The 15,451-nt window shown below is 68.0% G+C and carries 11 protein-coding genes; 7 read left to right on the forward strand and 4 right to left on the reverse strand.

Annotated features, from left to right (window positions below):
- Window positions 1–229 precede the first annotated feature (229 nt).
- The 5 genes from uraH (at window position 230) to guaD (ending at window position 6,791) form a co-directional block, all read left to right on the forward strand.
- Window positions 230–577: a hydroxyisourate hydrolase gene (uraH, locus tag CSW62_RS05575; RefSeq protein WP_099576172.1), complete on the forward strand. Its 348-nt coding sequence runs from the start codon at window positions 230–232 to the stop codon at window positions 575–577.
- Entirely contained in the window at window positions 577–2,034 is a 1,458-nt protein-coding gene (xdhA, locus tag CSW62_RS05580) for a xanthine dehydrogenase small subunit (protein WP_099576173.1), read from the forward strand. Before uraH ends, xdhA begins: the two co-directional genes overlap by 1 nt.
- A complete protein-coding gene (gene xdhB / locus CSW62_RS05585; protein ID WP_099576174.1) occupies window positions 2,027–4,369 on the forward strand; it encodes a xanthine dehydrogenase molybdopterin binding subunit in 2,343 nt (780 codons plus the stop codon). The genes xdhA and xdhB overlap by 8 nt, the downstream gene beginning before the upstream one ends.
- 135 nt (window positions 4,370–4,504) lie before the next feature.
- Window positions 4,505–5,521, forward strand: a complete 1,017-nt coding sequence (gene xdhC, locus CSW62_RS05590) for a xanthine dehydrogenase accessory protein XdhC (protein WP_099576175.1) — start codon at window positions 4,505–4,507, stop codon at window positions 5,519–5,521.
- A complete protein-coding gene (gene guaD, locus CSW62_RS05595; RefSeq protein WP_099576176.1) occupies window positions 5,508–6,791 on the forward strand; it encodes a guanine deaminase in 1,284 nt (427 codons plus the stop codon). The genes xdhC and guaD overlap by 14 nt, the downstream gene beginning before the upstream one ends.
- Here guaD and CSW62_RS05600 read toward each other — a convergent pair.
- From CSW62_RS05600 to CSW62_RS05615, 4 genes are read right to left on the reverse strand one after another with little or no spacing between them, the layout of a single operon-like run.
- Window positions 6,788–7,750, reverse strand: a complete 963-nt coding sequence (locus tag CSW62_RS05600) for a nucleoside hydrolase (protein WP_099576177.1) — start codon at window positions 7,748–7,750, stop codon at window positions 6,788–6,790. The two genes, guaD and CSW62_RS05600, sit on opposite strands and share 4 nt — an antisense overlap.
- A gap of 9 nt (window positions 7,751–7,759) precedes the next feature.
- Window positions 7,760–8,176, reverse strand: coding sequence for an oxalurate catabolism protein HpxZ (hpxZ, locus tag CSW62_RS05605; RefSeq protein WP_099576178.1), 417 nt, complete (start codon window positions 8,174–8,176; stop codon window positions 7,760–7,762).
- Window positions 8,173–9,567: an AtzE family amidohydrolase gene (locus CSW62_RS05610; protein WP_099576179.1), complete on the reverse strand. Its 1,395-nt coding sequence runs from the start codon at window positions 9,565–9,567 to the stop codon at window positions 8,173–8,175. The genes hpxZ and CSW62_RS05610 overlap by 4 nt, the downstream gene beginning before the upstream one ends.
- The gene (locus CSW62_RS05615; RefSeq protein WP_099576180.1) at window positions 9,564–9,782 is read right to left on the reverse strand and encodes a hypothetical protein; all 219 of its coding nucleotides are present in this window, start codon (window positions 9,780–9,782) and stop codon (window positions 9,564–9,566) included. The genes CSW62_RS05610 and CSW62_RS05615 overlap by 4 nt, the downstream gene beginning before the upstream one ends.
- 230 nt (window positions 9,783–10,012) lie before the next feature.
- Here CSW62_RS05615 and CSW62_RS05620 point away from each other — a divergent pair, with 230 nt between their 5' ends.
- Together CSW62_RS05620 and CSW62_RS26820 are read left to right on the forward strand one after the other, a co-directional pair.
- Entirely contained in the window at window positions 10,013–10,978 is a 966-nt protein-coding gene (locus CSW62_RS05620) for an acetamidase/formamidase family protein (RefSeq protein WP_199170522.1), read from the forward strand.
- Between the two features lie 132 nt (window positions 10,979–11,110).
- A complete protein-coding gene (locus CSW62_RS26820) occupies window positions 11,111–15,373 on the forward strand; it encodes a hypothetical protein (RefSeq protein WP_099576181.1) in 4,263 nt (1,420 codons plus the stop codon).
- Window positions 15,374–15,451 lie beyond the last annotated feature (78 nt).

A 15,451-nucleotide genomic window follows, 5' to 3' on the forward strand; every position in this document is an offset into this window, starting at 1 on the left:
CCGCCTCACACGCGATTTTTGTTGGTAGCGGTACCAATTGGCACGGTCATTCCAGCGCAATTCCGGCTCTCATAAGTAATAAATCTATTATATATTGCCTGTGCTTCGGGCGCCGTCCGCCCCGTTCCTCGGCGCTCCTCCTTCCTGGGCGGCCTAGAGGGGCATGGTGCTGGACAGGGCGCCCCGAGCAACCGAGCATCGACTCGGCAATGAGATCCGAGGGCGGAGCATGAGCGGACTGACGACACACATCCTCGACCAGGCGGCCGGGAAGCAGGCGGCTGGTGTGACGGTCCGGGTGTCACGGCGTGAAGGCTCTGACCTTTCGCTGCTGGCGGAATTCCGCACCGATACCGACGGCCGTGCGCGGCTTGTCGCCGGCGAGGACTTGGAGGTCGGCGCCTACCGCCTGGAATTCGCGATCGGAGACCATTTCGCGGCCTCCGGCCTGCCGGTCACCGACCCGCCGTTCCTGGATGTGGTGGTTATCGATTTCGCCGTCTCGAACGTCGAGCAGCACTGGCACGTGCCGCTGCTGGTGTCGCCGTACGGCTATTCCACCTACCGGGGCAGCTGATGGGCGAGACGATCCGCTTTCTGCTGGACGGCGAGGCGCACGAGGTTCGCGGAGCTAACCCGACGACGACCTTGCTGGAGCACCTGCGCGGGCCGATGCGCCGGACCGGGACCAAGGAGGGCTGCGCAGAGGGCGACTGCGGCTCCTGCACGGTGCTGGTCGGCGAGGCGGACGGCGACGCCGTCTCCTGGCGGGCGGTGAACAGCTGCATCCAGTTCCTGCCCATGCTGCACGGCAAGGCGCTGCTGACGGTCGAGAGCCTGGCTAAAGGTGGCGCGCTGCATCCGGTGCAGCAGGCCATGGTCGACAAGCACGGCTCGCAATGCGGCTTCTGCACCCCGGGCATCGTCATGTCGCTGTACGGCCGAGCGATCGCGGCCAAGGGAGCGTCCGCGCCGGTCGGTGAGGTCTTGGCCGGGAACCTCTGCCGCTGCACAGGCTATGGCCCGATCATCGAGGTGGCCAAGGGCGTGGCGACCGAGGCGGCGCCGGCGGTCGATCTGTCGGCCGTGCGCGATGAGACGTTGCTGAGCCTCACCTACGGGGACGAGATTCACGGCGTCACCCGGACGTGGCTGTCGCCGCGCACCGTCGATGAGCTGGCCAAGGCCTATCTGGACCATCCGGACGCGACGATCGTGGCCGGCGCCACCGATGTCGGCCTGTGGGTCACCAAGCAGCGGCGTCCGCTGCCGACCCTGATCAGCGTGTCCGAGGTCGCTGAACTGAAGGTGCTGGAGGAGACCGCCGAAGGCCTGCGGATCGGCGCGGGCGTTCGCTATGTGGACGCCATCGAGGCGGTGGCCAGGCTGTATCCGGATCTCGGCGCCATGATGCGGCGGCTGGGCTCTACTCAGGTGCGCAACAGCGGCACGATCGGCGGCAACATCGCCAACGGCTCGCCGATCGGCGACATGCCGCCGGCGCTGATCGCGGCGGGGGCGACGCTCGTTCTGCGGCGGGGCGAGGCGCGGCGCGAACTGGCGCTGGAGGATTTCTTCCTCGACTACGGCAAGCAGGACCGCCGGCCGGGCGAGTTCGTCGAGGCGGTGATCGCGCCGAAGTTGGCGGCGGACCGGATCTTCAAGGTCTTCAAGCTGACCAAGCGTTTCGACCAGGACATCTCGGCGGTGTGCGGGGCGTTCTCGATGGCGATCGCGGGCGGCCTCGTCACCGATGCCCGCATCGCGTTCGGCGGCATGGCCGGCACGCCCAAGCGGGCCAAGGCCTGCGAGGCGGCGCTGGTGGATCAGCCTTGGACCGAGTCGACCGTCGAGGCCGCCATGGCTGCGCTCGAGACCGACTACGCGCCGATGAGCGACATGCGCGCCTCGGCCGCCTACCGGTCCCTGACCGCGCGGAACATGCTGCGCAAGGTGTTCCTGGAGAGCCAGGACGCCGGCGCTGAAACGCGCGTCATTCCAGAAAGTGTCGGGCCGGAGAGCGCCCATGGCTGACTCCGCCGCGACCGCACCTGTGCAGAGCAGCGCCTTCCAAGGCGTGTCCGCCCCGATGCCGCATGACAGCGCCGCGCGGCACGTCGCGGGCTCGGCGGTCTATATCGACGACATGCCCGAGCCTGCGGGCCTGCTGCACGTTGCCTTGGGTATGAGCACGAAGGCGCACGCCAGGATCACGAAGATGGACCTCTCGGCCGTCCGCGCCGCGTCCGGCGTGGTGCTGGTGCTGTCGGCCGATGACATTCCCGGCGAGAACGACGTGAGCCCGGTCCTCCACGACGACAAGCTGTTCGCTGAAGGCGAGGTCTATTGCGTCGGCCAGAGCCTGTTCGCCGTGGCGGCCACCTCGATCGCCGCCGCCCGCGCTGCCGCCGCCAAGGCCGTCGTCGAGTACGAAGACCTGCCGGTCGCCGTCGACATCGCCGCCGCGCGTGCGATGGACCTGACGATCGAGGCCAGCCAGCGCATGGCGCGGGGCGACGCCCAGGCCGCGCTGGCGACCGCGCCGCGCCGCGTCCAGGGTCGGTTCGCGATCGGCGGCCAGGACCACTTCTATCTCGAAGGCCAGGTCGCGCTGGCGACGCCGGGCGAAGATGGCGACGTCCACATCTGGTCCTCGACCCAGCACCCCAGCGAGGTCCAGCACCTGGTCGCTCGCGTGCTGGATCGCCCGCACACCGCCGTCACCGTCGAGGTGCGGCGCATGGGCGGGGGCTTCGGCGGCAAGGAGACGCAAGCCTCGCTGTTCGCCGCCGCCGCCGCCCTGGTCGCGGTGAAGACCGGCCGCGCCGCCAAGTGCCGTCCAGACCGCGACGAGGACATGGTCATGACCGGCAAGCGGCATGACTTCGAAGTCGCCTACGATGTCGGCTTCGACGACGACGGCCGGTTGGCGGGCCTGTCGCTGGAACTGGCCTCGCGTTGCGGGGCGACGACCGACCTGTCGATGGCGATCAACGACCGGGCGATGTTCCACGCCGACAACACCTACTTCCTGCCGGCGGTCGAAATCCTGTCGCACCGCTTCAAGACCCACACGGTCTCGAACACGGCCTTCCGGGGCTTTGGCGGACCGCAAGGCATGCTGGCCATCGAGCGGGTGATGGACGCGGTCGCCGCCGCCACCGGGCTCGACCCGCTGGAGGTGCGTCGCCGCAACCTCTATGGCGGCGAGGGTCGCAACCTGACGCCCTACCACCAGGTGGTCGAGGACAATGTCGCGCCGCAGCTGATCGACGAGCTGGCCGCCTCCTGCGCCTATGTCGCCCGTCGCCGCGAGATCGAGGCGTTCAATCGGACCAGCCCGGTGCTGAAGAAGGGCATTGCCCTGACGCCCGTGAAGTTCGGCATTTCGTTCACGACGACGCACCTGAACCAGGCCGGGGCGCTGATCCACCTCTATGCCGACGGCTCGATCATGCTGAACCACGGCGGGACCGAGATGGGACAGGGGCTGAACATCAAGATCGCCCAGATCGTCGCCAACGCCTTCCAGGTCGAGATCGGCCGCGTGAAGATCACCGCGACCGTGACCGACAAGGTGCCCAACACCTCGGCTACCGCCGCCTCGTCGGGGGCGGACCTGAACGGCATGGCGGCCCTCAACGCGGCCGAGACCATCAAGGCGCGGCTCGTGGAGTTCGCCGCCGCGAAGTGGGGCGTCGCGCCGCACGATATCGCCTTCACGCCGGACGGCGTTCGCGTCGGCGCGGAAACGTTCGAGTTCGGCTGGTTAGCCCGCCAGGCCTATCTGGCGCGGGTGTCGCTGTCGGCGACTGGCTTCTACGCCACGCCCAAGATCCACTACGACCGCGCCACGCATACGGGCCGGCCGTTCTACTACTTCGCCTATGGCGCGGCCTGCAGCGAGGTGCTGATCGACACCCTGACCGGCGAGATGAAGGTCACCCGCGCCGACATCCTGCACGACGTCGGCAAGTCCCTGAACCCGGCCATCGACCTGGGCCAGATCGAGGGCGGCTTCATCCAGGGCATGGGCTGGCTGACGACGGAGGAGCTGGTCTACGACGCGCAGGGGCGGCTGCGGACCCACGCGCCCTCGACCTACAAGATCCCGACCATCGGCGACCGCCCGGCGCATCTGGACGTCCGCCTGTGGAAGGCTGGCCGCAATGTCGAGGCGACAGTGCACCGCTCCAAGGCCGTGGGCGAGCCGCCGCTGATGCTGGCGATCTCGGTCTACAGCGCGATCAACCACGCTGTCGCCAGCGTCGGAGGCTACCGGGTGTTTCCCCAGCTGGACGCGCCCGCCACGCCCGAGGCGATCCTGATGGCCTGCGAGGATGTGCGGGTGAGGGCGGCGAATGCTTAGCGCCCCCTCCGTCTCGCTGCGTATCCGCAGCAATCCACCTCCCCCGCAGGCGGGGGAGGAGAGGAGCGTCTTCTCCTCCCCCGTGAAACGGAGGAGGTGGCGCGGTGCGAATACGCGCCGCGACGGAGGGGGCGCATGAGCCGGAACTGGGCGCGTGCGGCCTTGGCCAGGCTGGATGCGCACGACGAGGCGGCCCTGGTCACCGTGCTGGCCACCGAGGGCTCGGCCCCGCGCGAGGCCGGGACCAAGATGGTCGTCTGGCGGGGCGGGCAGTCCGGCACGATCGGCGGCGGCAATCTGGAATATCGCGTCGCCGACCAGGCCCGGCGGATGCTGGATGCCGGCCAGGCCCATTTCGCGATCCAGGACTATCCGCTGGGGCCGTTGCTGGCCCAGTGCTGCGGCGGCCGAGTGCGCCTGTTGCTGGAGCGCCTGAACGACAACAGCCGCGACTGGTTGACCGAAGCCGCCAGGCGGATGGACGCCGCTCAGCCGTTCGAGGTACGCACCCGCTTCGACCCCGGCCTGCTGACCAAGGTGGTCACGCCGATCCTGGCCACGGATGGCGCAGGACCCGCGGTCTCATTCGGCAAGGCCCCGGCCACCGCGCGCGGGGCGCGACCGGAGCTGGGCGAGGTGATGGTCGAGCGCGCCGACGCGCCGCGTCCGCCGCTGCTGCTGTTCGGCGCCGGCCATGTCGGCCAGGCGATCGCCAGGGCCTTCGAGCCGCTGCCGTTCCGCCTGGCCTGGTATGACACCCGTCCCGAGACCGCCGACATCCCCGGCGTCACGGTGCTGGCGCCCGCCGAGGTGGCCGCCAAGGCCATGGGCGCGAGCCCCGACGCCTACGGTCTGGTTCTCACCCACGACCACGCCCTCGACTATGCGCTGGTCTCGGCTGGCCTGGCCGGCGGCGGATTTTGTTTCTTCGGCGTCATCGGTTCGAAGACCAAGCGCGCCAGGTTCATGAGCCGGTTACGCGATGATGGTTTCTCGGAGGCGGTGCTGACCCGCCTGACCAGTCCCATCGGCCTGCCGCAGTTGAAGAGCAAGGCGCCGGAGGTGATCGCGGTCTCGGTGGCGGCCGACCTTCTGATGCGCCAGGAAGCGGCGCGCATTCGAAACGACGAGAACGCCAGTGCAAGCTTATAGGGCGTCGATCCTCCACCTCGTGGATGATCCGACCAAGAACGCGGAGGCCGTGGCCTTCCACGAGGACGGCCTGTTGCTGGTCGAGGACGGCCGCGTCGCCGGCTGCGGCGCCTATGCCGAGCTGTCGCCGTGGCTGGGCGACGCCGAACTGCACGATCTGACCGGGCATCTGATCACGCCGGGCTTCATCGACACCCACATCCACTTCCCCCAGGTCGACGTCATCGCCGCCCACGGCAAGCAGCTTCTGGACTGGCTGGAGCAGCACACCTTTCCGGCCGAGGCGGCCTTCGCCGATCCCAAGCACGCGACCGACACGGCGGCGTTCTTCATCGACGAGCTGCTGCGCAACGGCACCACCACGGCGCTGGTGTTCGGCTCGGTGCACAAGCTCTCGGTCGACGCCCTGTTCGACGAGGCCTATGAGCGCGACATGCGGTTGATCGCCGGCAAAGCGCTGATGGACCGCAACGCGCCGGACGGCCTGACCGACACGGTCGAGAGCAGCCGCGCCGACATGGAGCAGTTGATCGCCGACTGGCACGGCAAGGGCCGCCTCGGCTACGCCGTCACCCCGCGCTTCGCGATCAGCTGTAGCGACGAGCAATTGGCCATGGCCGGCGAGGTCCTGGCGGCGCATCCCGATGTCTGGATGCAGACCCACCTGTCGGAGAACATCCACGAGATCAAAGAGACGGCCCGCCTGTTCCCGGCGGCCAAGGACTATCTCGACGTCTATGACCGCTTCGGCCTGCTGCGCGAGCGTTCGGTCTTCGCCCACTGCGTCCATCTGAAGGGCGAGGCGTTCCGTCGGCTGGCGGCCAAGGGCGGGGCGGTGGCCTTCTGCCCGACCTCGAACCTGTTCCTGGGGTCTGGCCTGTTCCCGCTGGAGGAGGCCTGCTCGCACGGGGTGAAGGTCGGCATGGGCACCGACGTCGGCGCCGGCACGACCTTTTCGATCCTCCACACCCTGGGCGAGGCCTACAAGGTCGGCCAGCTGCGCGGTGACGCGCTGGATCCGTTCCACGCCCTATACCTGGCGACCCTGGGCGGGGCGCGGGCGCTGGATCTGGGCGACAAGATCGGCAATCTGGAGCCCGGCAAGGAGGCCGACTTCGTGGTGCTGGATCTGGCCGCGACGCCGCTGCTGGCGCGACGGCTGGCCGGGGCGAAGAGCCTGGAGAACAAGCTCTTCGCGCTGACCGTGCTGGGCGATGACCGGGTAGTGGCCCGGACCTATCTGGCGGGCGTGGAGCGGTACAGGCGCTAAGCGCCCATCGTCTCCGCGTAGAGCTTCAGAAGCCGCGCGCCATCGACCGCCACGGTCGCGGCCTGGATCGGCTGGTCGTCCCAGGCCGACGGCCCGAACAGCTCGCCTTCCGGCGCCTGGCAGGTCTGGCCCAGGGCCACGCCCTCGGTCACCACGCGCACCGAACCGCGGCGCACCTTGAACAGCGTCGGGTCGATCACGAAGGCCACCGCCGCGGCGTCGTGCACGCAGCAGCCGACGATGCCGTCGCGACCGCCGTAGAACGCCGCATAGGGCTTGGAGATCGCGTTGAGGAATTCGCCGGCATCGCTGCCCGTGGCGGCCAACGCCTCCATATAGTCCGGCGACATCACCACCTGGGTGGTCACGTCCAGGCTGACGGCGGTCAGGTTCCAGGGGGCGGTGAACACCTGGTCGGCGGCTTCCGGGTCATTCCAGATATTGGCCTCGGCCACCGGCGTGACATTGCCCGGCTTGCCGGCCACGCCGAACGCGCCGCCCATGATGACGACGGACTTCAGCAAGGTCGCGACCTCGGGATCGGCCTTCAGCGCCAGGGCCAGGTTGGTCAGCGGACCGACGGCGCACAACACCACCTCGCCCGGATACTGGCGGGCCAGGTCGATGATCGCCTGGTGGGCCGGCTTGGCTTCCGGCTGGGCGGGGACAAGGCCCGTCAGCTCGACATCGCCCAGGCCATTCTCGCCGTGCACGAAGGTCGGCGACGGATTGCGCGGCCGGGTCAGCGGCTTGTCGGTCCCCTTGTAGACCGGGGCCTTCAGACCGAAGCGGTCCTTCAGGTACAGCGCATTGCGCGTCGTGGTCTCGATGTCGGAATTGCCGAAGATGGTCGTCACCGCGATCAGGTCGAGGGCGGGGCTCGCCTCGATGAACAGCAGCGCCATGGCGTCGTCGATGCCGGGATCGGTGTCGAAAATGATCTTGGTCGGGGTCGTCATTCGCGGGCTCTAGCGCTTTTCTTCGTTTGAGGCGAGACGCTGGTCGGCCCCGCCTTGCATCAGGGACACGTGCGCCGAGGCGACCTTCCAGCCGTCCTGGGTGCGGATCCAGGTCTGGCTCTGGCGGCCGATCTTGCCGCTGTCGTCGCGGCGGAATTCGACATGGGCGACGGCGACGTCCGCGCCGAAGGTGGTGATCTCCGTGCGCAGGCGGGTGCGCGGCGGCGAGCCGCCGGCCCGGCCGACGCGGAAGGCGGCGATCTCGTCGAAGCTCCACAGGTTCTCGGCCACGCCCAGCCGCACCGTGTGGGGCGAGTTCCAGAAAGCGCCGTCCAAGGCCTCGACGTCGTTGCTCATCAGCGCCGCCTCATAGGCGTCGACCAGAGCCGTCACCTCGGCCAGCACGGCGGGATCGTTGACGATCATAGGGCGCCCTTCGGGGGATGGGCGGCCACGACGCCCTCGCGCTGCAGGCGCAGGGCGGCGGCGAAGGCCAGGTCCTCGCGCCAGGCCGGGGCGATGATCTGCACGCCGATCGGCAGTTGGCCCGGCCGGTTCACCGGCGCGGCCACCACCGGTAGGCCGATATAGCTGATCGGCTGGGTGAAGGCGCCCAGGTTCTTGCGCACTGAGACGGGTACGCCATCCATCTCCATGGTCGCCTGGCCGATCGGCGGGGCGGGACAGACCGACGACGGGGCCAGCAGGATGTCGTAGCGCTGGAAGGCCTCGCGAACCTCGTCGCGGAAGATCGTGCGGAAGCGCTGGGCCGCCTCGTGCACGCCTTCCGGCAGCAGGGCGCCGGCCAGCAGGCGGTCGCGGACCGCCGGGTCGTAGTCCATGGCGCGGCGGGCGAGGTCGTCATGATGCAGCTCGCCGCCCTCGAAGGCGGTCAGGCAGAAGGCCGCGGCCCGGGCGGCGACCGCGTTCGGCAAGGTGACGAGGTCATCGGCCTTCAGCGCCGAGCCGACACGGGCCAGGGCCTCGAGCACCTCGGGGAAGGCGCCCTGCTGGAACCAGCCGCCCAGCACGCCGAACCGCAAGGGGCGCTCGGCCAGGTCGTCGAGCCGACCGGCCAAAGGCTCGGCGTCGCGGACGCAAAGGGGGTCGCCTTCGGGATCGGGGCCCTGCAGCACGTCGTAAGCCAGGGCCAGGTCCTCGACCGATCGCGCGAACGGGCCGACATGGTCCAGGCTCTCGACGAACGGGAACACCCCTTGGCGCGACAGGCGGCCATAGGTGGGCTTCAAGCCGAACACGCCGCACAGGCTGGCAGGGATGCGGATCGAGCCATTGGTGTCCGAACCAAGGGTCAGGGGAACCAGCCCCGCCGCCACCGCCGCCGCCGAACCGCCCGACGATCCGCCAGCGATCCGGCTGGGGTCGTGTGGGTTGTGAACCGGCCCGTCATGAGCGTTCTCAGTGACGAAGCCGTAGGCGAACTCGTCCATGTTCAGCGCCCCGACCAGGATCGCTCCGGCGGCGGTCAGGCGTCGGACCAACGTCGCGTCGTGGGCGGGCGGCGCGGCGGCGCGGCGGATCTTCGAGCCGGCCAAGGTCGCCAGACCCTCGATGTCGAACAGGTTCTTCACCGCCACGGGCACGCCGGCCAGCGGACCGACCGGACGGCCGGCGGCGATCTCGGCGTCGACCGCCTCGGCGGCGGCCAAGGCGCGCTCGGCGGTCACGGCGGTGAAGGCGTTGATCCCCCCGTCCAGGCGCTGGATGCGCGAGAGGGTGGCCTCGGTCACAGCCCGGGCGGTGACGCGGCCGGCGCGGACTTCGCCGGCGATCTCGACGACGCTGCAGAAGCTCACGGCTGGAAGGTCTCCGGCGGCTCGCCGGCGAGCTCACCGAGCGCCGACACGAACAGGGACGCCTGGGTGCGCAGCAGGGCGACGTTGTCGATCACGTTCGGCAAGACGTCCGGCGACAAGGTCAGCTCACGCGCGGCGGCGCGGGCGGCCGTCCAGGGCGCGATCTCAGGATCTTTGAGGTCCAGGAAGGCCTTTGTGTCCGCGTCCAACGCCATGCGGTCTCCCCCTCGAAAGGCAGCAAGTAAGAAAAAACTTCATACACCCGTGTTCGCGGGAGTCGCCAGCCCCGGCGGCTCCGGAAGGCCGCAGCGCCCAAGCCCGCGTCATCCGAGGCCAGGATCGCCCGCGTCGCGAGCAGGCAGGGACGATCGAGTCTCCCACCGTCCGTCAGCCCTAGCCGCTGAGCCCCTACCGAAGCGAGATGCGCTTGTAATAAGGAACTTACTTGATGGCGCATCACCGGCTGGCTTCCACCCCCGACACCGTCCGCTTCGGCATGTTCGACGCGGCCTTCGATCCCGTGCTGACGGTAAACTCGGGCGACAGCGTCACCTTCGAGTGCGTCTCGGGCGGCGTCGAGGTCATGCCGCCGCCAGGTTCGCCGCTCGTTGTGCCGCCCGCGCTTCGGGCGATCCACGACAGCAATCCGCCGAGGATCGGCCCGCACATCCTGACCGGCCCCGTTGCCATCGCCGGCGCCGAACCGGGCGATACGCTGGAGGTGCGGATCGAGGCGATCGCGCCGAACAACGACTGGGGGTACTGCGCCGTCCGCCCCCTGGCCGGGACGATCCCCGAGGATTTCCCCGAGCGCTATGTCAGCCACATCGCCGTCGATCGCGCCGCCGGAACCTGCAAGCCCGAGTGGGGCCCAGAGCTGCCGCTGGCGCCATTCTTCGGCACCATGGGCGTCGCCCCGCCGGCTAGGTACGGCCGCCTCTCCAGCCGCGAGCCCCGTGAGCACGGCGGCAATATGGACAACAAGGAGCTGGTCGCCGGCTCGACTCTCTATCTGCCGGTGTGGGTCCCGGGCGCGAACTTCTCGGTCGGCGATGGCCATGGCCGTCAGGGCGACGGCGAGGTCTGCGTCAACGCGCTGGAGATGGGCCTGACCGGGACCTTCACCTTCTTGCTGCACAAGGCTGGCGTGCTGCACAAGGCTGGCGAAACCTTCGAATGGCCGCGCGCCGAGACGCCGACCCACTACATCCTGATGGGCTTCAACGAGGATCTCGACCTGGCCATGAAGCAGGCCCTGCGCCAGACGATCGACTTCATCACCGCCCGCTCGACCCTGACGCGCGTGCAGGCCTATCAGTTCTGCTCCCTGGCCGTGGACTTCCGCGTGACCCAGACCGTCAACGGCGAGAAGGGCGTCCACGCGCTGCTGGCCAAGGGGCTGTTGTTCTAGAACGAAACGACCGCGCCGTTCTGGCACAGCTTTAACCCTTAATATTCCCGCAAAGGCTGAAAGCGCTCTGGCCCGCACCTTGCACTCGCTAGATCGCGCTGAGGTTGCAGTGTGTGGCGAGGGGTTGAGGCAATGGACTTTCGGGGCACGGAAGGCGCGGACGTTCTGAACGGGACCAGCGGGGATGACGTCATCTACGGCTTCGGCGGCAACGACACCCTGAAGGGCGGCGCGGGCGACGACGTCCTGGCCGGCAACGACGGCGCCGACATCCTCCAAGGCGGCGACGGCGACGACTACCTCCAGGGCGGCGCTGGAAACGACACTATCGACGGCGGCGCCGGCAGCGATTGGGCGGGTTACGATGACGCCACGGCCGGCGTGAAGGTCGACCTCAACATCACCGGCGCGCAGAACACAGGTGGCTCCGGGACCGACAAGCTGGGCGGGATCGAGAACCTCCACGGCTCGGCCTTTAACGACACGCTCATCGGCGACGCCAAGGACAACGTCATCATTGGCGACGCCGGCGCCGACACGATCAGCGGCGGCAAGGGCGACGACACCCTGTGGGGCTCGGCCGGCGCCGACGCGCTGGACGGCGGCGACGGCGACGACTGGCTGGTCGGCGGGACAGGAGACGACGCGATCAAGGGCGGCGCGGGCGTTGACTGGGCCTCCTACGAGGACGCCACGGCGGGCGTGAAGGTCGACCTGACCAAGACCTCGGCCCAGGACACGGTCGGCGCGGGCAAGGACACCTTGAGCGGAGTCGAGAACCTATGGGGCTCGGCGTTCGACGACACCCTGACGGGCGACGCGGGCAGCAACACCCTGTTTGGCGCGGCGGGGAATGACATTCTGACCGGCGGCGTGGGCGACGACTATCTGTCGGGCGGCGTGGGCGTGAACGTGCTGAACGGCGGCGACGGCAACGACACGATCGACTATGCGATGAGCGCCGTCGGGGTCGAGGTCGATCTGTCGCGCAACACCGCCACCAGCCGCACCGACGCGACGATCAAGGACACACTGTCCTCGATCGAGCTGGTGACGGGCTCGACGCACGACGACACCATCGTCGGCAACGACGCCGATAACTATCTGTTCGGCGATGCGGGCAACGACGTCCTCACCGCAGTGGGCGGTCACGACACTCTGGACGGCGGCGATGGCGACGACATCCTGCGGGGCAGCTTCCGCAAGCCTGGCGACATGCTGCTGGGCGGCGCGGGCAATGACACTGCCATTGTGTGGATCGGGCCGGGCAGCGAGGGTCTGACGACGGCCGACGGCGGCGCGGGCGTAGACCTCCTGTCGTTCGCGGCTGTTTACGACATCACCTTCGACCTGGGGAACACCGGCGATCAGCTGATCGCGCCGGGCGTTCACATGGAGGCGCGGAACTTCGAGAACGTCACGGGCGGCGCGGGAAACGATCGCCTGACCGGCGACGCGGGCGGCAACATTCTGAGCGGCGGCGCCGGCAATGACGTGCTGGACGGCGGCGCGGGCTTCGACATCGCCTCGTACGAGGGCGGCCCTGGCGTCAGGGTGGACCTTTCCAAGGCCGGCGCGCCGCAGGACACCCACGGCGCGGGCATGGACACCCTGATCAATATCGAAGGGCTCCGGGGCTCCAGCCTGGACGACATCCTGATCGGCGACGCCAAGGACAACACGCTGGAAGGAAGCTCGGGCAACGACATCCTGGACGGCGGCGCCGGTGTCGACACCGCGATCTTCTGGGGCGAGGCGAAGGACTACACCTGGACGCTGAACACCAACGGGACCTGGACGGTGAAGGGTCTGGACGGCGTCGACACCCTGCTCAACGTCGAGAAGCTGCAGTTCAACGACAAGACGGTGACGCTGTCGCCGTCGGCGACGACGGTGACGGTGGATGATCTGATCGCCGGCGCGAAGGTGCTGACGGTGTCGGAAGCAGGCGTCAAGGACGCTATTCTCTCGGCGGACGGCCAGACCGCCTATGTCGCGACAGCCGACGGCCACGTCAAAGCGATCGACACCATCACAGGCAAGGTGCGCGCCGACATCAGTGTCGGGACCCAACTGGGCGGCATGGATGTCTCGGCCGACGGCCGCTATCTCGTCGTTACGGAAGGCAAGGTCATCGATCGTGGCTCGGCGTCCCCGATGGCCGCCATACACGTGGTCGATCTGACGACGGGCGTGGTCAAGGACTACACGACGTTGGTGAACGAGTGGGTAACCAACTTCGTGGACGCCGCCTTCACCAGCGACGGCAAGATCATCCTGACGCAGAACTTCGACGTGTTCGGATATACGCCGACCACGGTGCTGGATACGGCGACGCAAACCTTCACGCGCGGAACCTACGGCTATACGGAAAGCGGCGTGCTGTCGGTCACCGACAATCATTCGAAGGTCTTACTGGCGCCAGTCGGCAATGTCTGGGGCGAACTCTTCGTCCTGGTCCCGGGTGCGGTCCAGACGGCCCAGCACAACGCGTCCGGCGCCGATGCCCCGCCCAGGGTCAACACAGGCATTCAGGCCATCGCGGGCGACGGTTCCAAGATCGCCCAATTCATCACCTCCGGCCAGATCAACCTCTATGACGGGGCGCTGAAGTATCTGGGGCAGCTGAACGACTACATTCCGTACACCATGAACGTGCACGGCATGGACTTCAGCGCCGACGGCAAGCACCTGTTCATCGTCGATGCGGTCAAGGACCAGATCCTGGACGTCTCGACCGAGACCTGGTCGCTGAACGAGGTCTATGCGATCGGCGCGGACATCACCGAAGCCACAGGCGCCCTGACCGCGGGCGCGGCCTATGGTGATCGCGTCACGTTGAGCAACGACGGCCAGCGCATGATCATCATGGACGACAACAAGGTCGTCTCGCTTAACATGTCGATGCTGAAGCTCGCCGGCGGGACCGATGCGGCCGACACGCTGCAAGGCGGCTACGGCGCCGATCTCCTGCGCGGCTACGGCGGCGACGACGCGATCAAAGGCGGCGGCGGCGCCGATACTCTGATCGGCGGCGCGGGCGCCGACAAGCTGACCGGCGGCGATGGCGACGACACCTTCGTCTTCGCCAAGGGTGACACCACCTGGTCGCCCAACGGCGATGCCGGCGTCGACGTGATCACCGACTGGGAGGCCACTGACAGGCTGTCGTTCGGTCCGCACAGCGAGTTCATCCACTACGCCGAGCAGACCTCGAGCAGCTGGCTCGCGGCCGCGACCACCGCGCCGCAGATCATGGGCTCGCAGCACCTGTCGTACCTAGCCATGCAGGTCGGCCCCGACGTCTACGTGTTCGCCGCCACCAGCGGCGCGCAGAACGGCGCGGTCGAGAACGTCGTCAAGCTGGCTAACACCACGCTGGACAAGATCAGCGCCGACAACTTCGTGCCGGTCGGCGACGACAGCGCCAACATCCTGGTGGGCGGGGCGCTGAACGATACGATCTATGGTTACGGCGGCAATGACACCATCAAGGGCGGCCAAGGGCCGGACGTCCTGTTTGGGGGCGCGGGCGCCGATACCTTCGTCTTCGAGGTGGGCGATACGACCCTGACGACTTCTAACAATACCGGCATTGACGTGATCATGGACTGGGAGGTCGGCGACAAGCTTTCGTTCACGTCGCTTGGCGGAGGCTTCGAGCTTCGCAAGGGGACGGCAAGCGCTTGGCAGGAGGCCGTGTCCGACGCCGGGCAGTCCATTGGAGCCGGGAATCCGGCTTACCTAGCCTACCAGGTCGGAAACGACGTCTATGTGTTCTACAAGCCGAATGGTTTGTCGGGAACTATAGAGAACACTGTTCGGTTGGCGAACACCGCGCTCGACGAGATCGATGAGAAGACCTTTAGCCCCGCCGCGACGGTCCCCCTAAGAGGCGACGACAGCGCCAACATCCTGACGGGCAGCGCGCAGGACGACCTGATCTACGCCTATAGCGGGAACGACATCATCACGGGCGGCAAGGGCAACGATGTCATGGCCGGCGGTCCTGGCGCGGACGTGTTCAAGTTCCTGGCTGGCGATGGCCTGTTCAACCCGCAGCTCCAGAACTTCGACACGATCACGGACTTCGGCTCCGGTGACAAACTGGCTTTCAGCAATGCTCCGACGGTAGTGACGGGAAACGACGTCCTGCACTTCAACGCGTTCATGAATCCGGACGGCACGATGAGCGCTTCGTCCCAGTTGACGATCGAGGCCTACAACAACGGAGCCCTGAGCGGCACCTATAGCCAAAAGTACCTGATCGTCGGCGCTGGCGCGGACACCTATATCGTCGCCAATACCGACGGGGTCGCGGGGTTCGACCAAGTCGTCCTGCTCAAGAATGTCTCTTCGTCCCTGGTGACGGACGACATGTTCATGGCCGCCTAGCCCGCACCTTCCGCAACCGCTGTCGGGTCCCCTACGTTGACGTTTCGTCGGCGTAGGGGCCTCTTGCTCCGGTCAGAC

The organism is Caulobacter sp. FWC2 (assembly GCF_002742625.1).
Taxonomy (GTDB): Bacteria; Pseudomonadota; Alphaproteobacteria; order Caulobacterales; family Caulobacteraceae; genus Caulobacter.